Annotated in this window: 25 protein-coding genes; 12 read left to right on the top strand and 13 right to left on the bottom strand. The window is 65.0% G+C overall.

Annotated elements, in window-relative coordinates:
* Nucleotides 1–130: 130 nt before the first annotated feature.
* The 6 genes from MKW15_RS21600 to hsaA form a co-directional block, all read right to left on the bottom strand.
* The gene (locus MKW15_RS21600; protein WP_240861959.1) at nucleotides 131–1,291 is read right to left on the bottom strand and encodes a sulfotransferase family protein; all 1,161 of its coding nucleotides are present in this window, start codon (nucleotides 1,289–1,291) and stop codon (nucleotides 131–133) included.
* Nucleotides 1,284–2,066 carry an SDR family oxidoreductase gene (locus MKW15_RS21595; protein ID WP_240861957.1) on the bottom strand — a complete coding sequence of 261 codons (783 nt, stop codon included), beginning with the start codon at nucleotides 2,064–2,066 and terminating at the stop codon, nucleotides 1,284–1,286. The genes MKW15_RS21600 and MKW15_RS21595 overlap by 8 nt, the downstream gene beginning before the upstream one ends.
* A complete protein-coding gene (locus tag MKW15_RS21590; protein WP_240861955.1) occupies nucleotides 2,063–3,256 on the bottom strand; it encodes a hypothetical protein in 1,194 nt (397 codons plus the stop codon). The genes MKW15_RS21595 and MKW15_RS21590 overlap by 4 nt, the downstream gene beginning before the upstream one ends.
* A complete protein-coding gene (gene hsaB, locus MKW15_RS21585) occupies nucleotides 3,253–3,837 on the bottom strand; it encodes a 3-hydroxy-9,10-secoandrosta-1,3,5(10)-triene-9,17-dione monooxygenase reductase subunit (RefSeq protein WP_240861953.1) in 585 nt (194 codons plus the stop codon). The genes MKW15_RS21590 and hsaB overlap by 4 nt, the downstream gene beginning before the upstream one ends.
* Before the next feature lies 1 nt (nucleotide 3,838).
* On the bottom strand, nucleotides 3,839–4,753 hold the full coding sequence (hsaC, locus tag MKW15_RS21580; protein WP_240861951.1) for an iron-dependent extradiol dioxygenase HsaC: 915 nt from the start codon (nucleotides 4,751–4,753) through the stop codon (nucleotides 3,839–3,841).
* 117 nt (nucleotides 4,754–4,870) lie between these two features.
* Nucleotides 4,871–6,046, bottom strand: coding sequence for a 3-hydroxy-9,10-secoandrosta-1,3,5(10)-triene-9,17-dione monooxygenase oxygenase subunit (gene hsaA / locus MKW15_RS21575; RefSeq protein WP_240861949.1), 1,176 nt, complete (start codon nucleotides 6,044–6,046; stop codon nucleotides 4,871–4,873).
* A 240-nt stretch (nucleotides 6,047–6,286) separates the two neighbouring features.
* Between hsaA and MKW15_RS21570 the strand changes: the two genes are divergently transcribed.
* From MKW15_RS21570 to MKW15_RS21560, 3 genes are all read left to right on the top strand, one after another.
* Nucleotides 6,287–7,507, top strand: coding sequence for a Rieske 2Fe-2S domain-containing protein (locus MKW15_RS21570; RefSeq protein WP_240861947.1), 1,221 nt, complete (start codon nucleotides 6,287–6,289; stop codon nucleotides 7,505–7,507).
* Between the two features lie 4 nt (nucleotides 7,508–7,511).
* Complete coding sequence (locus tag MKW15_RS21565; RefSeq protein ID WP_240861943.1) at nucleotides 7,512–7,904, top strand: hypothetical protein; 393 nt, start codon at nucleotides 7,512–7,514, stop codon at nucleotides 7,902–7,904.
* Nucleotides 7,905–8,033: 129 nt separating this feature from the next.
* Nucleotides 8,034–8,492, top strand: coding sequence for a C40 family peptidase (locus MKW15_RS21560; protein ID WP_240861963.1), 459 nt, complete (start codon nucleotides 8,034–8,036; stop codon nucleotides 8,490–8,492).
* Here MKW15_RS21560 and MKW15_RS21555 read toward each other — a convergent pair.
* The gene (locus MKW15_RS21555) at nucleotides 8,467–9,006 is read right to left on the bottom strand and encodes a hypothetical protein (protein WP_240861940.1); all 540 of its coding nucleotides are present in this window, start codon (nucleotides 9,004–9,006) and stop codon (nucleotides 8,467–8,469) included. The genes MKW15_RS21560 and MKW15_RS21555 overlap by 26 nt on opposite strands.
* Nucleotides 9,003–9,596, bottom strand: a complete 594-nt coding sequence (locus MKW15_RS21550) for a TIGR03086 family metal-binding protein (RefSeq protein ID WP_240861939.1) — start codon at nucleotides 9,594–9,596, stop codon at nucleotides 9,003–9,005. Before MKW15_RS21550 ends, MKW15_RS21555 begins: the two co-directional genes overlap by 4 nt.
* Nucleotides 9,597–9,762: 166 nt before the next feature.
* Here MKW15_RS21550 and MKW15_RS21545 point away from each other — a divergent pair, with 166 nt between their 5' ends.
* Entirely contained in the window at nucleotides 9,763–10,557 is a 795-nt protein-coding gene (locus MKW15_RS21545) for a VOC family protein (protein ID WP_240861937.1), read from the top strand.
* 74 nt (nucleotides 10,558–10,631) lie between these two features.
* Complete coding sequence (locus MKW15_RS21540; protein ID WP_374247819.1) at nucleotides 10,632–11,597, top strand: enoyl-CoA hydratase/isomerase family protein; 966 nt, start codon at nucleotides 10,632–10,634, stop codon at nucleotides 11,595–11,597.
* Here MKW15_RS21540 and MKW15_RS21535 read toward each other — a convergent pair whose 3' ends face one another.
* Nucleotides 11,598–12,626, bottom strand: a complete 1,029-nt coding sequence (locus tag MKW15_RS21535) for a LacI family DNA-binding transcriptional regulator (RefSeq protein ID WP_240861933.1) — start codon at nucleotides 12,624–12,626, stop codon at nucleotides 11,598–11,600.
* A gap of 99 nt (nucleotides 12,627–12,725) precedes the next feature.
* Between MKW15_RS21535 and MKW15_RS21530 the strand changes: the two genes are divergently transcribed.
* Nucleotides 12,726–13,799, top strand: coding sequence for a Gfo/Idh/MocA family oxidoreductase (locus MKW15_RS21530; protein WP_240861931.1), 1,074 nt, complete (start codon nucleotides 12,726–12,728; stop codon nucleotides 13,797–13,799).
* Nucleotides 13,796–14,578, top strand: a complete 783-nt coding sequence (locus MKW15_RS21525) for a TIM barrel protein (RefSeq protein ID WP_240861930.1) — start codon at nucleotides 13,796–13,798, stop codon at nucleotides 14,576–14,578. Before MKW15_RS21530 ends, MKW15_RS21525 begins: the two co-directional genes overlap by 4 nt.
* A gap of 33 nt (nucleotides 14,579–14,611) precedes the next feature.
* Here MKW15_RS21525 and dmpG read toward each other — a convergent pair whose 3' ends face one another.
* Genes dmpG through MKW15_RS21510 form a run of 3 tightly spaced genes read right to left on the bottom strand, consistent with a single transcriptional unit; the run spans nucleotide 14,612 to nucleotide 17,407 of the window.
* On the bottom strand, nucleotides 14,612–15,679 hold the full coding sequence (dmpG, locus tag MKW15_RS21520) for a 4-hydroxy-2-oxovalerate aldolase (RefSeq protein WP_240861927.1): 1,068 nt from the start codon (nucleotides 15,677–15,679) through the stop codon (nucleotides 14,612–14,614).
* The gene (locus MKW15_RS21515) at nucleotides 15,676–16,581 is read right to left on the bottom strand and encodes an acetaldehyde dehydrogenase (acetylating) (protein ID WP_240861926.1); all 906 of its coding nucleotides are present in this window, start codon (nucleotides 16,579–16,581) and stop codon (nucleotides 15,676–15,678) included. The genes dmpG and MKW15_RS21515 overlap by 4 nt, the downstream gene beginning before the upstream one ends.
* Nucleotides 16,582–16,618: 37 nt before the next feature.
* Nucleotides 16,619–17,407, bottom strand: coding sequence for a 2-keto-4-pentenoate hydratase (locus MKW15_RS21510; protein ID WP_240861924.1), 789 nt, complete (start codon nucleotides 17,405–17,407; stop codon nucleotides 16,619–16,621).
* Nucleotides 17,408–17,628: 221 nt separating this feature from the next.
* On the opposite strand from MKW15_RS21510, the gene MKW15_RS21505 reads away from it, so the two are divergent.
* From MKW15_RS21505 to MKW15_RS21485, 5 genes are read left to right on the top strand one after another with little or no spacing between them, the layout of a single operon-like run.
* On the top strand, nucleotides 17,629–18,435 hold the full coding sequence (locus MKW15_RS21505; RefSeq protein ID WP_240861922.1) for an enoyl-CoA hydratase-related protein: 807 nt from the start codon (nucleotides 17,629–17,631) through the stop codon (nucleotides 18,433–18,435).
* On the top strand, nucleotides 18,432–19,586 hold the full coding sequence (locus MKW15_RS21500; RefSeq protein WP_240861919.1) for an acyl-CoA dehydrogenase family protein: 1,155 nt from the start codon (nucleotides 18,432–18,434) through the stop codon (nucleotides 19,584–19,586). The genes MKW15_RS21505 and MKW15_RS21500 overlap by 4 nt, the downstream gene beginning before the upstream one ends.
* Nucleotides 19,583–20,665: an acyl-CoA dehydrogenase family protein gene (locus MKW15_RS21495; protein ID WP_240861917.1), complete on the top strand. Its 1,083-nt coding sequence runs from the start codon at nucleotides 19,583–19,585 to the stop codon at nucleotides 20,663–20,665. The genes MKW15_RS21500 and MKW15_RS21495 overlap by 4 nt, the downstream gene beginning before the upstream one ends.
* Nucleotides 20,662–21,933: a CaiB/BaiF CoA transferase family protein gene (locus MKW15_RS21490; protein WP_240861916.1), complete on the top strand. Its 1,272-nt coding sequence runs from the start codon at nucleotides 20,662–20,664 to the stop codon at nucleotides 21,931–21,933. Before MKW15_RS21495 ends, MKW15_RS21490 begins: the two co-directional genes overlap by 4 nt.
* A complete protein-coding gene (locus MKW15_RS21485; protein ID WP_308221083.1) occupies nucleotides 21,930–22,595 on the top strand; it encodes a GntR family transcriptional regulator in 666 nt (221 codons plus the stop codon). Before MKW15_RS21490 ends, MKW15_RS21485 begins: the two co-directional genes overlap by 4 nt.
* Here MKW15_RS21485 and MKW15_RS21480 read toward each other — a convergent pair.
* On the bottom strand, nucleotides 22,570–25,575 hold the full coding sequence (locus tag MKW15_RS21480; RefSeq protein ID WP_240861914.1) for a patatin-like phospholipase family protein: 3,006 nt from the start codon (nucleotides 25,573–25,575) through the stop codon (nucleotides 22,570–22,572). The genes MKW15_RS21485 and MKW15_RS21480 overlap by 26 nt on opposite strands.
* Between the last annotated feature and the right edge of the window lie 61 nt (nucleotides 25,576–25,636).

The raw sequence follows: 25,636 nt of genomic DNA, 5'->3' as shown, positions 1-25,636 counted from the left end.
GGGAAGAAACTCATCCCCAAGTTTCAGGGGACCGACGCCGGCACAAGCCCCCCAATTCCCCAGCCCGACAGGCAGTCACCGACTCTTCGGATCAGGGAGCGGCGGAGGGCCATTCACCGAACTCGACGGGTCAGCCCGCGAAAGCAGCCGCCACCGTCTGCTCGTCGAGTCCGTAGTCAGACAGCTGATATCGATGCTGCGGTTTGCGGTCCCCGGTCTTGCTCTCCTCATCGAGGGCCACGACAGCCTTGCGCGCGTCGTCGGTGAACGGCGCGTCGAGCGCCGCGTACACCCGCTCGACGGTCCCCATCGGATCGTTGCGCAGATCGGCGAAGTCGACGTCAAGAAACTGCGACGAGTCGTATCGCCCACGCGCCGCCGAGAACTCACGCAGTCCACGGGACCAGAGTTCGAGTTGAGCGCTGCCGATCGTGTCGCAGACAAAGGTGGTCGACCAGCCCGGCGTCGCGTGCTCGGCCAGGCTGCACATCGACGCGATGATCGTCTTCGGCTCGCGGTGCGTCTGGATCACCAGCGCATCGGGATACGCCGCCATCAGCGCGTCGAGCGCAAACAGGTGGCTGGGATTCTTGAGAACCCAACGCTTCTCGGGATCATTCAACCCGATCATCTGCAAGTTCCGCTTGTGGCGCAGGTACGCCGGAGTCCAGTCCTGCCCGGCGAGCCATTGTGAGTACGTCGGCAAGTACGCCAGCGACTCGTAGGAAATCGACATGACGCTCTGCCGCAGGAGTTGCCAGCACTCCTCGACCTCGCCGGCATCCATGTAGTGCAACCCCATGAATTCGGGATTCTCGACGTGATGCTGCGCCAGCCCGGCATCGATCTGCTGATACACCGGATTGTCGGCCCAGGTGTCGCGCGGCGGCCGAGGCTGCGGGAACTCGGCCAGCCACATCTCCAAGCCCTGATGACCGGGATCTGCAGTGAGTAGTCGATGCAGCGCGGTGGTACCGGTGCGTGGCAGGCCGGTCACGAAGATCGGGCGTCGGATCTCGACATCCGCGTAACCCGGATTCGCCTTCCACGCCGCTTCGCTCAGCAGACGCGCGATCAGCGCACCCTTGAGGAAGAACCGGAACATCTTGCTGCCCAGCTCCGTCAGGCCTGCCTCGGTGCGATACGAATCCAGCAGTACACCAAGCGGTTCCAGGTAGGCGTCGTCGCCGAAGTCGTCCAGGCCGGTGGCCCGGGTGGCCGACGCATGCAGATCCTCGACGGTACCGACCGACGTCCGCGGGCTTCCCGTGCTCGTCGGCGAACTAGTCATGGTACTCACCACAATTCACGTCGAGGGTGTGACCGGTGATCGCGCTGGCCATGGGTGACGCCAGGAAGACGACGGCCTCGGCGATCTCGTCGGGTTCGGGTAGACGCTTGAGATCGGATTTGGCGGCCGTCTGCTCGTACACCTGCTCGGGCGTGATGTCGTACTTCTTGGCCACCTCGCCGAAGTACCACTTCAGCTGGTCGTCCCAGATGTAGCCGGGCGCGACGGTATTGATCCGAATCCCCTTGCCGCCCAGTTCGGTCGCCAAGGTCTGCGACATCGCAAGCAACGCAGACTTCGCGAGTTTGTAGCTGCCATATCGGGGTTCGGAATGGCGGATCACCATCGAGTTGATGTTGACGATCGCGCCGTCGGCTTCGGCCAGCGTGTCGGTGAACGCCTTGATGACACGAAGAGTGCCCAGAACGGTCAGGTCCAGGCTTGCGGTGATCTGGTCGAAGTCGGTGCGCGCCAACGGCTTCATCGACGGAAGCGCGAACGCATTGTTGACCAGTACATCCGCCCGGCCGAACTCGTCGAGCACCGACCGCACAAGTCCGTCGACCGCGTCGTCGTCGGTGATGTCGGTCGGCACCACCAGCGATGTCCCACCGGCAGCGTCGACTTCTGCGGCGACCTCCTTCAGGCGTGACTCGGTGCGCGCGGCCAACACCACCGACGCCCCGGCAGCAGCCGCCCGCAGACAGATCGACCGACCCAACCCGGGACCGACCCCGGAAACGACGACAACCTTCCCGTCGAGCACGCCGGTCATCCGAGCATCCTTTCGGCAAAAGCGCGTTGCCGCGCAGCGATTCGATCCCGCCACCCGCTGTCATCGATCCGGTTCGAATCGAGGTAGGGCAGATGCGCCGCGACGTCGTCGAAGTCCACGACCTGTGCACTCGGTCCCTGCTCGGGAGTGATAGGTGCGGCCACGCGCTGCCAGCGGAACTGGAGAATTCCGGTCACCCGGCCGGTCGTCTCGATCCAGTTGGCGATGCCGGGGTCGCGGCGCGACACCACCATGCGGATCATGCCGTCCGGATCAACCTGCGCCTGAGACGAATTCAGGCTCGTCTGGTGATTGACGTAGTCGAGCGAGATGTACCACATCGACCCCAGTTGGAAACCCTGGTATGGCGCATCCGATTTCGGGACCGTGATCACCATGGCCTCGTCGTCGGCAAGCCGGAAATGGCCCACCGAGGAGAACTGGGTGGACAGCCCACCAGGCGTCAGGCGTGGCGGGGTGAAGGTGTTGACCGGTTCGTCGAGGTAGAACCACTTGGGAAAGTTGAACCAGGTGTTGATCCGCGAGGTCAGCATCTTTCCGGCCGTGGCATACCGGCGCACCACCCGCGCCAGGTCGGGTTCTTCCGGTGCGGTGCCCACGGTGTCGACGCGCTCGATGGAGATCGATCCCTTCCGGACCGCCCAATCGCTGTACACCTCGCGCACCGAGAGCATCGATGCTCCCTCGGGGAGAACGAAGTATCCGTCCGTTGCGGATTCCTTTGGGGGCCCGAAGGTGATCTCGAAGTTGCCGTCGGCGTCGATGGGGATGCGTCGGTCGTCGAACGCGTCGTCGCCGCCGGGCACCTCCGACGGCGTGTAGTCGCCGCGCAGCACCTGGAAGCTCAGATCTGCTGTGCCACCCCGATGTCCCCGCACGATGTAGGTGCCGGAATCTTCCACGTCGGCGTGGTAGTAGAGGGTGTCCGGGTTGTCGAGGCCCATCTTGGTCGACGGGCCCGTCGAGGTGATGAAGTTCGGGTGAGTCTTCTGACGGGACCGCACGAGTTGCAGAATCGCCGCGATGCTGCCGGCGAGGTAGTCGTATCCCTCCGCCAGATCTTGTTCGCTATCCACGAATTCCGCTGAAGCGATGAGCTTTTCCGCCTCGGCGATCGCATCCGTCAAGGGCTTGGCCACCGAAGTCGGTGCCATGACCGTGGCGCTCATAGCCAGGTGTCTCCTCCGGTCCAGGTGAGAAAGTTCTCGAGTTCGGCCTGCGCGGGTGTGACCCGCGGGTGTTCGGTCGACAGGTAGCCGCCGCGGTAGAACAGCAGCGGCTTGTCCTGCAGGACGTCACCGAGGGTGATCGCCCGCCCGATGACGATGAAATGATCTCCGCCGTCGGTGACCTGCTCGATGTCGCATTCGACCCACGTCAGCGCATGCCGGATCACCGGCAACCCAGCCGGTGACGGGTCCCAGGTGATCGACGCGAACTTGTCGTCGCCGGGCGCACCGAACGTCGCGCTCACATCCTGCTGGCGATTCGACAGGACGTTGACGCAGAACTTCCCGGTCTTCTCGATGACCTTCCAGGTGCGCGAGGTCTTCTGCGGACAGAACAGCACGAGCGGCGGATCGAGCGACAGCGCCGCGAACGACTGACACGCGAACCCGACCGGTCGGCCGACACCGTCGTCGCCGATCTCGAACGTGGTGATCACGGTGACGCCGGTACAGAACTGACCCATTGCCGTCCGGAACTGCCGAGAGTCGAACTCGGCAGTTCCGTATGGGGTCTGTGTCATGTCAGCCTTTGAACCCGACGGTGAAGTCATGCCCCCACAAGCTGACCGCGGTGCTCTCCCGTGCGATCCATTCGTGATCGTCGACGGTTCTTCCTTCACAACCGAATTCGATGTCGAACCCACCCGGGGTCTTCATGTAGAAGGACAGCATCAGGTCATTGACGTGGCGGCCGAGGGTCGCCGACATCTTCACCTTCTTGCGCAGCGCGCGGTCGAGGCACAGCCCGACGTCGTCGGAGTTCTCCACCTCCACCATCAGATGCACGATGCCGGTCTCGTTGGGGATCGGCAGGAACGCGAGTGAGTGGTGGCGCGGGTTGCAGCCGAGGAACCGCAGCCACGGAACCTCCTCGCCCTCTTCACGTCCGACGACCTGCGGGGGCAGACGCATCGAATCGCGGAGCTTGAAGCCGAGGACGTCGCGGTAGAACTCGAGTGCGGCCTTGTCGTCGTCGCAGGTGAGCACCACATGCCCGAGCCCCTGCTCCTCGGTGACGAACCGGTGCCCGTACGGGCTGACGATGCGCCGATGCTCCAGTGCCGCACCGTGAAACGCCTCCAGCGTGTTGCCGGCCGGGTCGTTGAAGACAATCATCTCCACGACACGACGATCGGCCAGTTCCTCGTCCTTGCCCTCGCGGTACACAACGCCCGCGGCCGACAGCCGGTTGCGAACATCCTGTAGCGCTTGCGCATTCGCGCATTCCCAGCCTGAGCTACCGAGATGGTCGCGGTCGGACGGCACGATCACCAGACGTGCGGGAAAGTCGTCCATGCGCAGATACAGCGCACCTTCGGTGGACCCCTTGCCCTCGATCATGCCGAGAACCTTGAGTCCGTACTCCCGCCACGCGGCCATGTCGGTGGCCTCGATGCGCATGTATCCCAGCGATCTGATCGGACTGCTGTCACTCATGTGATGACTCCTTGGAACTGCTTTTTGTCGAGTGTTGCCAGGCCCTTCGAGGCTCGTCGCTTGCGCTCCTCGCACCTCAGGGAGCGGTAACGGTGCGACCTTGCGAGCCTCGAGAAGTCAGACCATGGTGTCGCCGATGGGAATCCCGAACTCGTTGTTGCCGAACGCCACGTACGCGCGCTCGGGATCGTTGGCGGCGTGCACCCGGCCGGCGTGTGCGTCGCGCCAGAACCGCTGGATCGGCGAGTCGAGGTTCAACGCTCCGGCACCGGAGTTCTCGAAGAGACTGTCGATGGACGCGATGGCCCGAGCGGTTGCGCGGACCTGGTCGCGCCGGGCGGCGGTGCGCATCTCCATCGGGGGCTCCTCGCCCTGCAGGATCAGTTCGTATTCGGCGGCAAGGTTGCCCGACAGCTGACGCCACGCGGCGTCGATGTCACTGGCGGCGCCGGCGATACGCACCTTGGCGAACGGATCGTCCTTGGACTTCTCGCCCGCGTAGGCGGCGCGCACGCGCTTGCCCTGATGTTCGACGTGCGCGTGGTAGGCGCCGTAGGCCATGCCCACGATCGGTGTCGAGATCGTGCTGGGGTGAATTGTGCCCCAGGGCATCCGGTAGACGGGTGCGGTGTTGCGCTCCAGGCCCGGGCTCTTGTACTCGGCCATGGTGCGCATGCTCAGAACGCGGTGCGTCGGGACGAATGCGTCCTTGACCTCCAGCGTGTTCGAGCCGGTTCCCTTGAGTCCCACCACGTTCCACACATCTTTGATGGTGTAGTCCGAACGGGGCAGCAAGAAACTGACGAAGTCGACGGGCTTGCCCCGCTTGATCACCGGGCCGCCGACAAAGGTCCAGTCGGCGAGTTCGCAGCCCGACGAGAACGCCCAGTTGCCGTTGACCTTGTAACCGCCGTCGACGACCTCACCCATACCCATGGGCGCGTAGGACGAGGAGATCCGGACCGAGGTGTCGGCGCCCCAGACGTCCTCCTGCGCCTGCTGGTCGAACAGGGCGAGGTGCCAGTTGTGGATACCGATGATCCCGGCCACCCAGCCGGTGGAGCCGCATGCGGTCGCGATCCGACGGACCGCCTCGTAGAAGGTCACCGGATCGACCTGGTAGCCGCCCCACTGCTCGGGCTGCATCAGCTTGAAGAAGCCTGCGCTTTCCAGACTCGACACCGTCTCGTCGGGGATGCGGCGCAGGTCTTCGGTCTGCTGCGCGCGCTGCTCGATCTCGGGCAACAGTGCGTTGATCTTCTCCAGGACCTGCTCCGCGGCTTCGCTGCGCATCGTCCACTCCTACTCCGTAGTCGCCGACCTCGGTGGCCGGCCATCATCGTCGTCAGACTCGAGATTAGAACACGTTCTCATTTATGTCGAGTACTGGGACTTTATGCCCATTTCCAGGACAGACCTGGACCACTCGACCCGATTGACGGATCACTATTGAAACGTGTTCTAGTATTGCATCATGCGGTCCGCGTTCGTCTGCGGATCCACGCAACGCGAGTCGAGTGACAGGAGAGACGAATGTCGGCGACACCCGAGACGGTCGGTTCCACGCGCAGCGGTGAAGAGCCGGGAGTGCGCGAGATCGACACCGGCGCCCCGCCCTCCCGGTTCGCACGCGGTTGGCATTGCCTCGGCCTGATCGACGAGTTCGACGACGGCAAGCCGCACTCGGTGCAGATCTTCGGCACCAAGCTGGTCGTGTGGGCAACCCGGGACGAGAACGGCGAGGTGAAGCTCAACGTCCTCGACGCCTTCTGCCGCCACATGGGTGCCGACCTCTCCCAGGGCAGCATCAAGGACGACGGTAACGTCGCCTGCCCCTTCCACGGCTGGCAGTGGAAGGGCAACGGCCGCTGCGCCGGAGTTCCCTACGCGAAACGCAATCCCAAGCTGGCCAAGACCCGGTCGTGGCCGACGATGGTCCGCAACGGCCAGGTGTTCGTCTACAACGACCCCGAGGGCAACGCGCCACCCGAGGACTGCATCATCCCGGCGCTCGACGAGGTCGGGTCCGACGAGTGGACCGCCTGGACGTGGAACCGGATCGTCATCGAGGGCTCCAACTGCCGCGAGATCATCGACAACGTCGTCGACATGGCGCACTTCTACTACGTGCACTTCGCCCTGCCCGACTACTTCAAGAACGTCTTCGAGGGCGAAACCGCTGCGCAGTACATGAATTCGCACGGCCGCCCCGACGTCACGCTCGGCACCAACTACGGCGACAGCCGGCTCGAGTCGATCGCGGCGTACTACGGCCCGTCCTACATGCTGAACCCGATGATCCAGTACTACGGCGAGTTCGCGGTCGAGACCATCCTCACCAACTGCCACTACCCGATCGACGCCAACTCCTTCGTCCTGATGTACGGGGTGATGGCCAAGGTCCCCGACGGTCTCACCAACGAGCAGGCCGCCAAGATGGCCAAGAAGATCAGCGCCGGCGTCGAGGTCGGATTCCTGCAGGACGTCGAGATCTGGAAGCATAAGACCCGCATCGACAATCCGCTCCTCGTCGAAGAAGACGGCCCGGTCTACCAACTGCGACGCTGGTACGAGCAGTTCTACGTCGACAAGGCCGACGTCACCGACGAGATGACCCAGCGCTTCGAGTACGAGATCGACACCGAGAAGGCCTTGGAGAGCTGGGGTGTCGAGATCCAGGAGAACTTGCGCATGCAGGAGGCCGCGAAGGAGTCCGAGGACGCCGACGACTCCGTCCAAACGGCCGAGGTCTGAGGCGATGACCCGCGCCGCCGAACGTCCGACCGCCGACAGCCAGATCGGCTGGGCCAAGGCACCCGATTTCGGCGGCGATCCCGACCGTCTGGCCGCCGTGCATGCCGCGACCGCCCGCGACCGCGAGCATTACCTGCGGGGCGGAATGACCGAGATCGAGTGCCGATCGTGTCACGCGTGCGTCATGGTCAAGAAGACCAGTTCGTTCCACACGAGCGTGCAGTGGAACGCCGATGCGCGGGCCCGCTGCAATGAACTCGAACGCATCCGTGAGCAGGGCGGCAACACCGCCATGATGCCCACCTGCCCCCGGCTGTCGGCGAGCATCGACCACGGCGTCGCCGAGGGCATCATTCCCGCCGAGTCACCCGAGAGCGACCCCGACGGCTACTGGTGACCCGCAGGTGAAGGTCACGCATCGATAACATCTCAACCGCAACCTGAGACTTCCCCGAACCGAGGGGTCACCCTGGATCGCGTGTCGAGTCTCCGTTGCCGTGTCGCGGCGATCGGCGCTGCGCTCGTCATGGCCACCGGTGTCGCCCTGGCCGCGGGCGAACCCACCGCGTCGGCCGACACCGGGTCATCCGGGTCATCGGGTTCGGTGGAGATCTACCTGCCGATCTCGACGCCGGCCGGTTTGCAGGCGCTGTCGGCAGCGATGACGCAGATCGGCAAGCCGTACAAGTGGGGCGGCGTCGGACCGAACTCGTGGGACTGCTCCGGCCTGGTCCAATGGGCATTCGGTACCGCGGGAATCCGGCTGCCACGCGTCAGTCAGCAGCAGGCCCGGGTGGGTCACGCGATCCCGATGAGCGCCCTCGCGCCGGGCGACGCGATCGTGTTCTGGCGCGACGCCAGCCACATCGGCATCTACGCCGGGTTCGGCCAGGTCTTCAACGCGTACGGACCCAACGGTGTCCCGATCGGGTTCACCCCGCTCGACCGGATGCCGCCGATCAAGACGATTCGTCGGTTCGGGTAGGGCGCCTCCACGACGTCGCAGCCCAGAACACCGCCAGTGCCAACACCAGAACACCGACGATCAGCGTGCCGATCAGTCCATAGCCGGGCTGCATCGTCGGCAGATCCAGGTCGAGCGCTTCGGTGAGACGTTCGGAGAACAGATGACCGGCCGGGTCGCTCAGCGTCACGATCGCGACTCCGAGGGCCACGGCAGCACCGACGCCGACGACCACGATGGCCGGCCTCCGCAACGACGCCCGCCACCAGCCGAGTGCCGCCGCAATCGCGACCACCGCACCCGCGGCGATGACGATCAGACCGGGTCGCCGGGTCTGGCCGTCGAAGAAGTACTCCACGTCCTCGGCAGCCGCGCCGGGTACCGACACACGACCCAACCCGGTGATCGACGGTCGGACGCCCTCGTCGGACACACCCCACTTGACCTGCGCGAGCGCGACGAGAAGCAAGCCCGCGACGCAGGCGATCGGCCACACAAGGCCGCGTAACCGGTCGATTCGGCCGGGAGAAGTCATTCCTCCAGCGTGCCATGCGGCCAAAACGGTTGGCGCCCCGCGAGTCCGACAAGTCGATCGAGAATGGGCGCATCCTCGGGCACCTCGACGATGGGTCCGAACATCCCGTCACGCTCGCTCTGCGGTTCCGGTGGATGGTGAAGATCGAACACGGCGGACGCGACGGGGTCGGGAATCGTGTAGTCGACGCCGATCGATCGCGCGACGTCCCAACCGTGGAGGACGAGCTCGCTGAGCGCGACCGTGCCGAGAACCTCTGCGGGCGCCTCGAAGCCTCCCGCCTGTGTCATACCCTCCCACGCGTCGGGCCGCTGCCAACTCAGGACGAGGTCACGCAGGTTGCCGGTGAGCGAGGCCCACCAGAAGTCCGGCAGGGTTTCGGCGCCCGGATTCGGGGGCGTGGATGTCAACGGTCCGAACTCCTTGTGCCCCGCCGCCGCGAACGCCGCACTGAGACCAATGACATGCGCGAGCAGCCCGGAAAGATCCGTACCGTCGCATGGCGTCGCACGGGTGAGTTGGTCATCGGTCACCTTGGCTGCCAAGTCGATCATCTGATTGGCCGCGATCTCGATGTAGTCGGCGTTCATACCTGGTCCTTTCGCCGGCGGAGTATCTGTCACAGCTGTGGACCACACTGGGACACCGAACTCATCGCAACTTTCGCTCGGGTTCCTCCACCTCCGACGATGAGTTTCGGCAAGGCTGGGGGTCTGCCGACTTGTACAACCCACATTCGTGAGAAAAGGACACACCATGGCCGAGTACTCCGCGCCCCTCGGCGCGCCGATCTGGTTCGACCTGATGAGCAGTGAGCCCGACAAGGCCGCCGAGTTCTACGGCGCCCTGTTCGGCTGGGAAGCAGAGGACGCCAACCCCGACTTCGGTGGCTACCGGAACTTCGTCAAGAACGGACACCGCGTCGCCGGAATGGGTCCGGTGATGGACCCGAACGGACCGTCGGACGTGTGGTCGGTGTACCTGCATACCGACGACCCGGATGCCACGGTCAAAGCCGTCGAGGCGGCCGGGGGCAGCATCATGGTGCCGCCGATGGACGTCGGCGACATGGGCACGATGATGGTGGCCGTCGACACGGCGGGCGCGGTCATCGGCTTCTGGAAGCCGAACACCCATCCCGGATTCGTCGAGTGGGGCGAGCACGGCACCCCGTACTGGTTCGAGTGTCAGAGCAAGGATTACGCGAAGTCGCTCGAGTTCTATCGCTCGGCGATCGGGGCACGGATCGAGGAGATCGGTACCGGCGGCGACCCCGACGCGATCGGACCGGATCATTACGGGCAGGTGTTCGTCGGCGAGAACTCCTATTCGGGAATCATGGACTCCGTCAAGCTCTTTCCGCCCGAGGTGCCGTCGTTCTGGCAGGTGTATGTCTGCGTCGACGACGTGGCGGCGACCGTGAAGCAGGCCGAGGGACTCGGTGCAGGCGTCCTCATGGCCGGCGAGGAGACGCCGTACGGAACGCTCGCCGCGCTCACCGACCCGTTCGGTGCCGTGTTCTGCCTGGGACATCCACCGGCCGGGATGTGAGTACCTTGGTCGTGCGCAGCATGTAGGAAGGAGAGATGTCTGGGACAGCCTCATCTGCAACAGGTGGCGTACCGGTGTTACGGATCGTCGAGGCCGAGGCGCCTCCCGACATCGAGCTACCAGCGGTCAGTGCGATTGCGCCGCCGATCATTGCCGTGGCCCTATCGCCTGAGCGCCTCGTATCCTCCCACTGGCTCGACACCGCCAGCTTCACGCTCACCGAGGTCGACACCGACGACATCCGGTGCGTATGGGTCGAATCCATCGATGATGCGGTCGTCGCGATCTCGGAGCGCTGCAAGCGATTTCCGATCACCGCGAGCGTCAACGCCGACGTGTTCGCGTCGGCTTTGACTTCCGGTTCGCTGCGGTCCGCGTTGATCACCGAGTCGCTCGCGTATTCGACCCTGCAGGCCGGCCCGGAGTTTGCGCGTTGGCTGTTGGAGCGCGGTCCGTCAAACGCGACGGTCACCTCCAGTGGTTCTCCGGTTGAGTTCGATCGCGTGGGCGACACGCTCCGTATCGTGTTCAACAGACCGCATCGTCACAACGCGTTCAACGATGCGATGCGATCGGAACTCCTCGCAGCACTCACCGTCGCCCATCACGACCCGTCGATCTCCGCCGTCGAACTCAGCGGCGCAGGAAGGTCCTTCTGCAGCGGCGGCGACCTGGCCGAGTTCGGCGGTTTCGACGACCCCGCCTCGGCGCACATCGCACGGACCCGGCACAGCCCGGCCCTCGCGCTCGACGCCGTGCGGGCGCGCCTCGGGACTCGGTGTCGGGCGACTGTGCACGGGCAGGTAATCGGCAGCGGACTCGAGATGGCGGCGTTCTGCGGGCATGTCGTCGCGCACCGCGACACCCGGTTCGGACTGCCCGAACTCGGCATCGGATTGATCCCGGGTGCGGGCGGAACCTACAGCATCCCGCGTCGGATCGGACGATGGCGGAGTGCCTACCTGGTCTTGTCGGGGATAACTCTCGACGCCCCGACTGCGCTGCGATGGGGGTTGGTGGACGAGGTCTCGACAATCTGATCATCGGGGTGGTGCAGCGGTGGTCGCGCGGACCATGAGTTTCGGGGGAACCACGATTCGGCGTGGGGTTTCGTTGTCGGCCATGGCCACGACGGCCTCGAGGGCATGACGTGCCAGCCCGTGCGCGTCCTGGGACACCGTCGTCAGCGGCACCGGCAAGAGCGACGCGAATCGCGCGTCGTCGTATCCGATCACCGAGATGTCCTCGGGCACACGTTTGCCGGCCCTGACGAGTACGTCGATGACACCGGTCGCGCATTCGTCGTTGAAGGCGAGGATCGCCGTCGGAAACTCGTCGGCGGCCGACGTTGCTTCGAGCAATCCGCGGATCGCGCGAGCACCGTCGACGGCCGTGATCCCGCCACCGATCACCGACGCCGACCTCGTGTGTCGATGCGCGGCCATCGACCCCGCAACCGCCATCGACCGAACGAAGGCCTCCCGGCGCACGCGGCTCCCCGGCGCATCACCGCCGTCGATATGGGCAATCCGCCGGTGGCCCAGTGAGACAAGATGATCGACGGCCAACTGCACGCCGTGGGCATCATCGCCGCGAACGTCGCCGGCGCCGGCCGGCGCTGCTTCGCTGACGACCAGGGTCACCGGAATGCGTTCGGTGAGACGCTCGATCTCGCCGGGGTTCGATCGCGAGCCCACCAGGATCGCTGCTTCACACCTCTCACGCAGGAGGGTCTGCAGGGCAACGGATTCGGGACGTCGCGCGGTCACGGCGCTGATGAGGACGTCGCGTCCGGCATCGGCCGCCGCCCCGTAGATCTCATCCACCAGGTCGCCGTGGAACGGTTCCCGCAGTTCGAAGGTGACCCCGAGGACGCCCGTGGCCGTCGAACGGAGATTGCGAGCACGCTGATCCGGCACGTAGCCCATCTCGGCAGCAATCCGCAGCACACGTTCCCTGGTGGCGGCGCCGGCGCCGGGTGCGCCTCGCATCACGATGGACACCAGCGCCTTGGAGACTCCAGCGGCTTCCGCCACGTCGATCAGCGTCGGCCGCTGCTGTCGGGCCACGTTGCCAGCTCCTTCTTGACCGTTGTGAGGTGCGTCGCCTACCCTACCCTAGAACGTTCTACTAGAACGTTCTAGTCCAACGATCGAGAAGGCACGCCCGTGACCGCACCCACCTCTGCACCCATTGACCCATCCACCCGGAGCGACGTCGTTCGAGTTGCCACAATCGGCGCCGGGCGGATCGGCTCCAGCCATGCCGAACTCGTCGCCCGACACGTCCACGGCGCCGATCTCGTGGCCGTCGCTGACCCTGTCGACGGTGCGGCCCGCCGGCTCGCCGACCAGGTCGGAGCCGAGATCGCCACCACCGACATCGACGTCGTGCTCGACAGCCCACTCGTGGACGCGGTGCTCATCACCGCTCCCGCGCGCAGCCACAGCGAACTGGTGTGCCGTGCTGCCGCCGCCGGCAAACATGTCTTCTGCGAGAAGCCGATGGCGGTCACCCTGGACGAGGCAGACCGCGCAATCGACGCCGCGCGGACCGCCGGGGTGGTCCTGCAGGTCGGCTTCAATCGTCGTTTTGCCCCGGGCTTCGCGGCCGCACGACGGATGGTGGACACGGGACGCGTCGGAACTCCACAGTTGCTGCGATCGCTCACGCGCGATCCGGGTCCGTGGCAGGCCGACCCGACGCGTGTCCCGCAGTGGACCATCTTCCTCGAGACACTCATTCACGACTTCGACGCACTGTGCTTCCTCAATCCGGGCGCACGGCCAGTCGCGGTACATGCGTTTGCCGACGCGCTGATCCGCCCCGACGCCAAGGCCACCGGTCACCTCGACACGGCCGTCGTCACGGTCACCTTCGACAACGGCGCCATCGGAACCGCGGAGGCCAGCTTTTCTGCCCTCTACGGCTACGACGTCCGCGGTGAGGTGTTCGGTTCGGCCGGAATGGCTACCGCAGGCACTGCCCGCACCACCGACATGACCTTCTTCGGTGCCGGCGGCGTCGAAATCGAGACCGCGCGTCGTGACACCGAACTTCTGCACACGGCATATGTCGGTGAACTGGCGGCGTTTGTCGAAGCCATCAACACAGCTGGGTCAGAGCAGCATTCATCGACGCCGACGGGCGAGGACGCCCGAATCGCGTTGGCTGTCGCGTTGGCAGCGATTCGCAGTGTGGAGACCGGAACCACCGTCGCCATCGACGAGGTGACACGATGACACCGTCGGGCTATGCACTGGCCGCGAGTGCGGAAATGCTCTACCTCGACCGGCCCTTCCTCGAACGCGTCCGTGCGATCGCCGAACGTGGCCTGCTGGTGGAGATCTGGGACTGGTCGACCAAAGACATCTCAGGACTGGCCGCATCCGGCGCACAGTTCTCCTCGATGACGGGCTATCTCACCGGCAACCTCACCGACCCCGACGGCATCGCAGCGCTGCTCGACTCGGCCGAGGAGTCGATCAAGGTAGCGTCGATCCTGGACTGCCCGCGCCTGAATGTGCATGGGACGGGCCTTGATTCGAGTGGCCTACCGGTGATCCCGATCGAGGTGACAACTCCGGACATGTGGCTGACGGCGGCGAATACGCTGCAGCGGCTCGCGGAACTCGGCGAACGCCACGGTCGAGTGTTCACACTCGAGAACCTCAACCTCGCTGTGGATCATCCGGGGACACCGTTTGCACGGGCTGCCGACACCATGGCGCTGGTTCGGGCCGTCGACTCGCCGTTCCTCCGCATGAATCTGGACCTCTATCACGCCCAGATCGGCGAAGGAAACCTCATCGAACTCGTCAGGAGCGCACTGCCTTTCATCGGCGAGATCCAGGTGGCCGACGTCCCCGGTCGCTGCGAACCCGGCACCGGAGAGATCAACTATCCGGCCATAGCGGCAGCGCTCAAGGACGTGGACTACACCGGCGTCATCGGCCTGGAAGGCTGGGCGAAGACCGACCCCGACACCGCACTCGACGCGTTCGTCGCGGCCTTCCGCTGAGCCCTACCTCCCGCTGACTGAGGTGCGAGGCGATCACACTCCCGCGTTGGCGTCCTGCTTCTTCTTCAGCTCCAGCGCGATGTCGATGAGCTGATCTTCCTGACCACCAACCAGTTTGCGATTGCCTGCCTCGATGAGGATCTCGGCCGCCGACACGTTGTACCGCTCCGCATGCCCTTCGGCGTGCTTGAGGAACGACGAGTAGCAACCGGCGTAGCCCATCATCATCGCCGAACGATCAACGAGGCACTCGCTGGGCATCGCCGGCCGAACAACGTCCTGTGCTGCGTCAGCGATCTTCATGAAATCGATGCCGGTCGTGATACCGAGCTTGTCGCACACACCGACAAAAGCCTCGGTCGGCGTATTGCCCGCTCCCGCACCGAACCTGCGGATCGAACCGTCGATCTGCTGGGCGCCTGCACGGATTGCGCTGATCGAATTCGCCACCGCGATATCGAGATTCTCATGTCCGTGGAAACCCACCATCGCATCATCGCCCAACTCGGCGACCAGTGCCTGTACACGCACCGTCACATCCTCGAGCACCAGCGCGCCGGCCGAATCCACGACGTACACGCACTGACACCCCGCATCGGCCATGATGCGGGCCTGCTCGGCCAGCTTCTCCGGACTCTGGGTGTGACTCATCATCAGGAAACCGACCGTCTCGAGTCCGAGGTCACGCGCGAGCCCGAAGTGCTGGATGGACACGTCGGCCTCGGTGCAGTGCGTGGCTATGCGGCAGATCTGACCACCATTGTCCTGCGCGGCGCGGATGTCGTCCTTGGTCCCGAGGCCCGGCAGCATCAGAAAAGCGATCTTGGCCCGCTTCGCGGTCTCCGCGGCCGCCTTGATCAGTTGCTGCTCCGGGGTTTTGGAGAATCCATAGTTGAACGACGACCCACCGAGACCATCACCGTGGGTGACCTCGATGACCGGCACACCCGCGTCGTCGAGCGCGCCCACAATCGAGCGGACCTCGTCCTCGGTGAACTGATGCCGCTTGTGGTGACTGCCATCGCGCAGCGACGAGTCGGTGACCCGGATGTCGAGAGTGTCGGAGTACTTGCGCGCGTTGGCCATCAAATCGGTACTCATGCGTTGACTCCCAGCTTCTGCTTCGCGATCTCTTCGCCGACCTTGGTGGCGGCGGCGGTCATGATGTCCAGGTTTCCCGCGTAGGGCGGCAAGAAGTCGCCGGCGCCCTCCACCTCGACGAAGATCGACACGCGGGCATACCCGCCGTTGAGGACACTCGGTGGGTCGAACTGCGGGTCCTGCAGGAGCCGATACCCCGGCACGTACTGCTGGATCTCCTTTTCCCGCTTGTGGATCGACGCAGCGATCGCGTCGGTATCGGCATCCTCGGGAATGGCACAGAAGATCGTATCGCGCATGATCATCGGCGGATCGGCCGGGTTGAGGATGATGATCGCCTTGCCGCGTTGAGCGCCACCAATGGTCTCGACGCCCTTCGAGGTCGTGCGGGTGAACTCATCGATGTTCGCACGGGTACCGGGCCCGGCCGACACCGATGAGACCGAGGCGACGATCTCCGCATACGGCACCGGCACAACCGAACTCACCGCGTGCACCATCGGGATGGTGGCCTGCCCGCCACAGGTGATCATGTTGGTGTTCGGCGCGTCGAGGTGTTCGCGCAGATTCGCCGGCGGCACCACGGCCGGGCCCACGGCCGCGGGCGTCAGATCGACGGCGGTGATTCCGGCCTCCTGATACTTCGGCGCGTACTCACGATGCACGTAGGCCGACGTGGCCTCGAAGATGAGATCGGGCTTCTCGCTGGAGCCGAGCAGTTCGTCGGCTCCGCCGCTCATGGTGATCAGGCCGTGATCGGCCGCCCGTTTCATACCCTCGGAATCGGCGTCGATGCCCACCATCCAGCGTGGCTCGATCACCTCGGATCGTTCCAGCTTGTACATCAGATCGGTGCCGATGTTGCCCGACCCGATGATCGCTGCGGTCAGCTTGGCTGCCACCTGCGCCTCCTGTGATTGTCCTGCGTTCAAAGTGTTGTTACTCGAAATCCAGTGTCACGCTGCCGAGTCCGGCGAACTCGGCGACGAAATGATCACCCGCGTCGATGTCTATCGCGCGGGTCGCGGTGCCGGGCAAGATCACGTCGCCCCTGCGCAGCCGCACGCCGAAGGCCTCGACCTTGCGCGCCAGCCAGCTCACCGCGTTCAGCGGATGTCCCAGCACCGCAGACGAATTGCCCTTGGCAACCACCTCGCCGTTGCGATGCAGGACGGCGTCGATGTCGCCGGTGTCTATCTCGCTGATCGGCACCCGCTGCTCACCGAGAATCCAGCCGCACGACGACGCGTTGTCGGCGATGGTGTCGCAGAGGGTGATCTTCCAGTCCTTGATCCGAGAATCGATCAGTTCGATCGACGGGACCACCCACTCGACGGCCTCGATGACGTCGTCGTTGGTACATCCCTCACCCGGCAGGTCTGCGCCCAGGATGAAACCGACCTCGACCTCCACTCGCGGATAGCAGAGCTTCGACCGGTCGATCGGCGTCGACTCGAAGTACTGCATCTCGTCGAGAAGATGCCCGTAGTCGGGCTCGTCGACGTTCATCATCTTCTGCATCGCCTCGGACGCGAGGCCCACCTTGTGTCCGGCGACCTTGGCCCCGGCATCGAGCCGTTTGCGGATGTTGATGAGCTGGATCTCGTAGGCGTCGACGACGTCGAGTTCGGCATGCGAATCGGTCGGTCGGTCGATCGCGACCGCCGACTGCTCCGCGTTCCACAAATCGAGAGCGATGCGCTCACGAATTGCCTGGTCGACCGCCATATCGTCCCCATTCCCGTCGAGTGAACGTGTTCTAGTTTAGGGCATGACGCCGCGTGGCGGGAGGGGCACTCGAGGGCTCGTCGATCTGCCGGCACGCCTCGTGGCTCAGACGTTACGACGCGGACGGCCGAGTTCGTGCCCCATCGCCCGCCCAGTGGGACTCGAGGCCCCGAGCTTGCTTTGGATCTCATTTTGTATCCAATCTGCTAGTCTGCATGCTCATGACAACTGAGCAGGACGGCACCGACGCCGCGTCACAACCCCCGGTGATCATCGATGTCACCGATGGCGTCGCGACGCTCACCTTGAACAACCCGCGCCGAAAGAACGCCATCACGCTGGGGATGGCGGCGCTCATCGACGACTTCTGCGACCGCGTCGAGCGAGACATGCGGATCGGCGTGGCGGTCGTCCGTTCGAACGGCGCCTACTTCTGCAGCGGTGCGGATACGCGCGACCTCGCGGCGTCGTCGTCGGATCCGGCCTCACCCGAGGCCGTGTCACGCACCTCGGCGGTCTACCGCACCTTTGTCCGGATCGGCGAGCTGCCGGTACCGACCATCGCGCGCGTCGTCGGCGGTGCAGTCGGGGCGGGCCTGAATTTGGCGTTGGCCGCCGACATCGTGATCGTCACCCCGGATGCTGTGATCGACAGCGGGTTCGCGGCACGAAGCATTCACCCTGGTGGCGGACATCTCTCGCTTCTGGGACGCGCCACAGGCTGGTCGACGACCCTCGCGATGGCGACATGCGGCCAATCGTTCACCGGAACCCAGGCGGTCGACCGCGGCCTCGCCTATGCAGCGGCCCCGGAGAACGAGATCGACGGACTGATCGCCGGCCTGACAACAGCGCCGGCCGCCGATCCCGAACTGACCCGACGGATCAAGCAGAGCGCTCGACTCGAACTCGGACCGCCCGCGGTCAGTTGGGCATCGGCGCTGGAGATCGAGCGCGGCGTGCAGATGTGGTCGATGTCGCGAAAGGGGCAGGGCGCCTGGTCGTCTCGCGGTCCCGCGAAGTCATGACCGCCGCCACGCGGCTTCGCCCCTCAGACGCCGACCTGGCCGCATTGCGCGCCGAGGTTCGCGCATTCCTGCGAACGGAATTGGCGGCGGGGAGGTTTGAACCCGTCTCGGACAGTTGGATGACCGGATTCGACGGCGACTTCAGTGCGCGCGTGGCCGCACAGGGCTGGATCGGCATGACGATGCCGACCGAATACGGCGGCCACGGACGCTCCCCCATCGAACGGTTCGTCGTGACCGAAGAGATGCTCGCCCACGGCGCACCGGTTGCCGCACATTGGATCTCGGACCGTCAGATGGCTCCGGGAATCCTTGCCAACGGGACCGAGGTCCAGAAGGCCCGCTACCTGCCGGCGATCGCGGCGGGTGAGCGATTCTTCGCGATCGGGATGAGCGAGCCGGACGCCGGATCGGATCTCGCGGGTGTGCGAACGCGCGCCGTTCCCCACGACGACGGGTCGTGGACGATCACCGGAACCAAGGTCTGGACCACCGGCGCCCATCTGGCCGATGCCATGGTTCTGCTCGCCCGTACCGACGGCGGCCCCGACGACAGGCAGCGGGGTCTCTCCCAGTTCGTGGTGGATCTCCCCCACCCCGACATCGAGATCCGACCGTTACGCAGCATCGACGGCGCCGAACATTTCAACGAGGTGAAATTCCACGACGCACGGGTCGGGGCAGATGCGCTGCTGGGCGTCCGCGGACAGGGCTGGGCACAGGTCATGGGAGAGTTGGCCTTTGAGCGGTCCGGACCAGAGCGATACCTGTCGACGATGCCGCTGCTGCGCGCCTGGGCCGATCTTCTCCGCACCACCGGAGCTACACCCGAGCAGCGAAAGACGTTGGGCATGCTCACCGCTCGGGCGTGGGCGCTGCGTCGAATGTCACTGGCTGTCGCGCATGAACTCGATGCGGGTGGCCGCCCCGACGTGCTGGCCGCGATGGTCAAGGACGTGGGGTCCACCTTCGAGGGCGACCTGGTCGAAGCCGTTCGCACGTCGAGCGGCACTGTTGCAGCGCGAGGAGGTCACGACCCGTTTGCACGTCTGCTCGCGGCCAGTGTGCTGCACACACCGGCGTTCACCCTGCGGGGCGGGACCAATGAGATCCTCCGCGGAATCGTGGCTCGGGGAATGGGATTGCGATGACCTATCCCAACAACGAGATCACCGAGGTTGTCGACACGATCGTCGACCGTGTGGGCATCGACACCACCACGCCCGCCGCGGTGCCCGACCGAGATCTATGGGCGGCGCTGGCGGAGGCCGGCTTCACGGCGATCGGAATCCCCGAGAACGTCGGTGGTTCCGGCGGGAGCATGGCCGACGCCGTCACCCTCGCAGCGGCAGCTTCGGCGCACGGCGCACTGACGCCGGTGATCGAGCACACCGTCCTTGCTGGATGGCTCGCTGCGAGCGCCGGTTTCGATGTGGAGTCGGCCATCGCTACCATTGCCGTGGGCGATAGTCGTTGTGCCCTCGGTGATTCCTCCGAGGCCATGGTGATCGACGGATTGGTCACCGGGGTGGTCCACGCCGACATGGCCGACGTCGTGGTCGTCCTGGTCGAACCGGCTGGGTCGGGATCTCCACAACTCGCAGTAGTCTCGACATCCGCGCAGGGGATCACCGTCGATGAACGAACCGATCTGATCGGAGCGACCGTCACCGACCTGACGTTCGACTCGACTCCTGTTCTCTTCCAGGCACCGTCACCGATCGGCATCGATGAGCTGCAGACACGTGCAGCACTGGCCTACTCGGCGGTCATGGCAGCCTCCGCGGGCGCGATCCGGGACCGCACGATCCGATACGTCAACGAGCGAACGCAGTTCGGACGGCCCTTGTCGAAATTCCAAGCCGTCCAACATCGTCTCGCCTGGTTGGCCGCTCTCACAGCCCTGTGTGAGACTGCGGCTACCGCGGCCGTCGACGCATCTCAGAGTTCTTCCACCGAAGCGGCCCAAACCGCAATCGCCGCCGCCAAGACCGTGGCGTCGTCGAGCGCACGAGAGATCACGGCCGCGGCGCATCAACTCCACGGCGCCATCGGTTTCACCGCAGAGCATCCGTTGGGCCGGTTCACCACGTCGCTCTGGACATGGCGCGACCGGTATGGGAGCGAACAGGATTGGGCTCAGTTGCTGGCCGCCCAGATCCTCGATGACGGGACCGATGTCTGGGATGTGATTGTCGGAGAACACACGGACGCAGGGGGCAATGCATGAACGCACACGACGACCGCATCGACGGCCGCAAGGCGTGGCGGACCGCGGACAGTACCGAGAACCATGGCGTCCTGAGCGGTGTCCGAGTCCTGGATCTGAGCCGGGTGCTGGCAGGGCCGTACACCACGCAGACGCTCGCCGACCAGGGCGCCGAGGTGATCAAGGTCGAGGCGCCGACTGGTGACGAGACCCGGGGATGGGGTCCGCCGTTCATCGAATCAGGCACGAGCAGCGCCTATTACGCGGGACTCAATCACAGCAAGGAGAACATCAGCCTGGACCTGCGGACAGACCAGGGACGCGGCATCCTCCGTGAACTGCTGGCCGGCGCCGACGTGGTGGTCGAGAACTTCAAGGCGGGAACCATGGCGCGCTGGGGTTTCGACTACGACGATGTGCTCGCGCCGATGAATCCCGGGCTGGTGTATTGCCGCATCACCGGCTTCGGGGTGGACGGACCACTGGGTGGGCTTCCCGGATACGACGCCGTTCTGCAGTCCTTCGGCGGATTGATGAGTATCAACGGGTATCCCGACCGCAAACCGCTGCGCATGGGTGTCCCGATCGTCGACTTGATGGCTGCCAATCACGCGGTTCAGGGGATTCTTCTTGCGATGCTCGAGCGCGGCCGTAGCGGCCGCGGGCAGCTCGTCGATATCACCCTGCTCGATTCGGTGATCTCCATTCTGCATCCGCATTCCGCGAATTGGCTTACCAGCGGCTCGGTTCCGCAACGAACGGGCGATGTTCATCCCACTGTGGTGCCCTATCAGGTCTTCACGGCCCGAGACGGCGACCTGTTCATCAGCGCCGCCAACGATCGCCAGTTCCGGTCACTGGCCTCGGCACTCGGCGCTCCCGAGGTGGGGTCCGATCCGCGTTTTGCCACGAATGCCGATCGGCATGCGCACCGTGACGAGCTCATCGCAACGCTCAGCGAACGCATCGCCACGCATCGTCGCGAGGATCTCGCTGTGCGACTCGAAAAGGCCGGCGTCGCCGCCAGCGCCGTGCACACCGTCGACGAGGCGCTGCAGTCCGAGCAGGTGCGCCATCGTGGACTCTTCCTGGACACCGAGGAGTACCGCGGAATCGGCGTTCCGGTCTCCCTGAGTCGTTCAGCGCACCGGAGTCCGCGTCCCGCGGCGCCGCGCGGCCACGACACCCGAGCCGTGCTGCGGGCGATGGGCTACACCGAGGAGACGGTCGAGGAGTTTGCGGCGTCGGGTGTTCTCGGCGAGCCACTCACCACGGAATCCGCACTGTGACAATCGATTCGGATCGGACCATGGGGAAGGTCTCCGGTCGGGTCGTCGGCGGGATCGAGCACCTCATCGTCACCGGCGAACTGCTCCCCGGCCAGCCGATCCGACAGGAGTTGATGGCACAGCGTTTCGGTGTCAGCCGGCTACCCGTGCGAGAGGCACTGCGACAACTTGCCGCATCGGGACTCGTCTCTCATGAGCCGAACGTCGGCTACACGGTGGCGCGGTTGAACAAGACCGACTTCGACCAGATCTACCGGATGAGATCCCTACTGGAACGCGAAGTGCTACTCAGCCTTCCGAAACCCGATGACATCACCCTTGCCGAGGTCGTTCGTCTGGGCACCGACGTCGCCCACAGCGCTGCACACGACGACATCGTGACGATGCGTCTGCGCAACCAGAACTTTCACTTCGCCATGTTCGGGCAGTCACCACTGACGCTGATGGTTGCCGAGCTCCGTCGACTGTGGACCATGGCGATGCCGTATCACGCTGCTTACCTGCATGATCCGGCAGCGCGGGCCCGAGTGTTGGCCGAGCATGACCAGATCGTCGACGCCTATGCCACCAACGACACGACGAGAATGGTCGAACTGATGAACCTGCATCGTGAGGGTGGCGAAGCGAGTACGGGACTCATGCTGCAGGGCGGCTCCCAATAGACTCTGTGTCGTCTGCGCTTTCGTGCTCGCCGCCGAATTCAGCTGCGTACGCCGCCCGACCAAGCACTCGGCCGAGTTCCACGTACGCGGCGAACTGTGCTTCACCGAACCACTGGTCGGATGTGCTGTCATGCGGGAAGGTCGGGCTTTCTGCGGCATAACGTTTCAGCCATCCCGGACATTCATCGGTGAGCACGGCTTTGGCGAAGATCAGCAAGCCGGTGTCATGGTTCTCCGGAAGACCCGCGGCTGCCGGATACATGATGTCGCCCACGATGATCGGTGACAGGGCAACACGCTTGGCGAGTTGGTCCTCCATTCCATCGATCTCGGTGGGCTTTTCCTCTGATCCCGGAACGATGTCGCGCAGACCGCCCTCACGTAGGACGATTCGCACGCCGAGTTCGTACTCGGCCAGGCGGATGGCCTCGTGCAGGGTGCTCAGCGTCGGAGGTGGATCACCACTGGCATCGACGCAGTAAATGGTTCGACACTTGCGTCGGAGACATTCGACCAAACCCAGGTTCTCGTAGTGTCCACCATCGGTGACCTGCAGAAGACGGGCACCACGATGATTGCAGCCCAGCACTTCTCGATAGAGATAGGACACGCCACGGAACAACGGGAACCGCAGGGGAACACTGCGGTCCCGGCCGCGATGGAACAATCCACCGCCTGCTTCCCGCTCGTCCTGGTCGGCGGCCCGGACCTCTCGGACGAACTCGGGATTGGGTAGCCATGTGCCGAGGCGTGCCCCGGACAGCGCGAGCAGTTTCTGGTACCAGCGGCCCTGCCGCCCCATCGAAGACGCGAAAGCCGCCCCGCTGGTGGCCATCGCGGCTTGCACCGTCAGATCGCGGCGTAGGCGGGGCGAGCAGGTCGACGCAGCGGCCTTGGTCGGGAGGTACCCGAATTCGGGTCCACCGATGTGGTCGGCCGACATCGTGTACGAGTAGGCACTCAGGCCGGGCGCCGGCTTGTCGGTGCCTGTGACCGCTGCGGCGCAGGCGAACACGAAGTGCGGCAGGTCCTCTCCGGTGGTCCCATGAGTCGAGAGGTCGGTGGATTCCTGGTAGTGGTACGGCTCTGCCACGTTCGCTCCTCGTCGCACCGCGAAGGCCGCCGCAAGGCGTCGGCGATAGAACGGGTGCAAGCTCACCGACGTGACGTCGAGTGCTGCGACGACGAGGATCAGCCCGGCAGCGACTGCCATCGTGGTGACGAACGGCCCGAGTGGGCGATCGCCCACGATGACCTCCAGCCCGCTCGCGGCGACGCCGCCCGCCACCATCAGCCAGGTCACCCCCAGCAAGATCAGGGACAGCGCTGTCGTGATCAGCGAGATGACGCCGCGCGGCACTGCTCTGACCACACCTTGCTTTCCGCCCTTGCCGACCAGACCCTTGGCCCGCTGCCACCACGAATCCTTGTGGCGCCATAGCATCGCCACCAGTGTCGCGACGTACTGAACGAGGAACAGCGCGGTCACGCCACCAACGGCCGATGGAAAGTCAGAGGAACCGGAATCGTTGTCGTGCACGATGTTCCAGCAGGTGTGCATCAACGCGGGAATGGCGAAACAGAGAGTGACCAACAGGATCACCGACCCGGCGCTGAACTGCACCATCCGTAGCCCGGCCTCATTGATCCGGATGGCCGTGGACACCCCATTGCGACTCGTACGCTTCGACTTTGGATCGAAGACCTCGGCGAAGACCGAGATGAGCAGGGCCACCACACCGGCGGCCACGAACACTCCGATGGCCCACATCACCATCGGAACGTGTCCCGCGGTCGTATCGGAACTCATCACGCCCGTTGGGACGATGTCGATCGCCGACAGTGGAATATCGGCGAACAGGAGGGCGATCAGACCACCGGCGATCACGGCAGGGGCGAACAGGCTGACCAACGCCACCACGAGGTTCCGGAAGACCACGCCGAGCGCCACCGCGAGACCGCCCGCGGAGTCGGCGATGAAGCTGGAGTGACGACGGATGTGGTCGAACTCCATCGACCCCTCGGTGAAACGATCGGACAGTTTGGGCGGAGGCGGCGTTGTTACCGGTGACGTTTCGCGATCTGCGGCCGTCGCAAGTGCAGGACGCGGCGCGTTCGGCTTCTCGTGCAGCGCAAGGAGATAGGCACCGGCGGTGTAGCCACCACCGGAGACCGAGACGATGTGATCGAAGGTGTCGAGAACCTTGGGACTGCGTCCCGGGTTCTGCTCGTCCGGACAGAGCTCCCTCCTTGCCAGTGTCTGCATCGCCCCCATCGCCACGCACGCCGAGCGAATTCCGCCGCCGGAAAGGCACAAACCGCGCGGCTCGTCGCCGCTGTTCTCGCCACGCCCGGCGGGTGGTGGCACGTCAAAGCCCTTGGCCCACCTCGTCTCATCGCCGGCGACCTCGATGGTGTCGACGACGTCGAGCATGGCGGGCTCGTTCTCGCCGTCCTTCTTTCGTGGCTTGGCGACCCGGCCGACCGTGATCCACGAGGTCAACAGTCGGAAGAGGACGTGCCCGAATCCGAGTACCACCGGGATCGAGGCGACCAGCATGCAGAACTTGATCGTCGCCGCCACCGACACCGCGAACCGCCAGTGGGGTCCGCCGAGAAGCAGGACGTTCTCGGTGACGTCGGCGACCACTACGACGGCCGCGACACCCATCGACACCAGTGCCATCACGCGGGTCGCATCCGCGAATGCGTACAGGTACACAAAGATCGAACAGACCGCCAACACGATCGCGTAGCCGACGATCACAAACCAGTCGGCAAACACGGCATCATTAACCTGGATCGAGCTGGTCGGATCGTTGAAGGTGTACGCGAGCAGCCCCGGCGGCGATGCCTCGCCCCAGTTGAGGGCGATCAGCACCACACCTGCGCTGATCGCGAGTACCGGTAGCGTGACGATCCACACGATCGGCGCCCTGCGCGCGCGGTCGACCAACCGCGTTGACTGCTCGTCCTCCATGACGATCTCCCGACATCGACGGCGACGTGCAGGGAACGGCACGACGTCCGTCGTCTCAGCC

Source organism: Gordonia gummivorans (genome assembly GCF_022513585.1).
Taxonomy (GTDB): domain Bacteria; phylum Actinomycetota; class Actinomycetes; order Mycobacteriales; family Mycobacteriaceae; genus Gordonia.
Note: the sequence above shows the minus strand (reverse complement) of the source record. Positions and strands in the feature narration are given on the sequence as shown.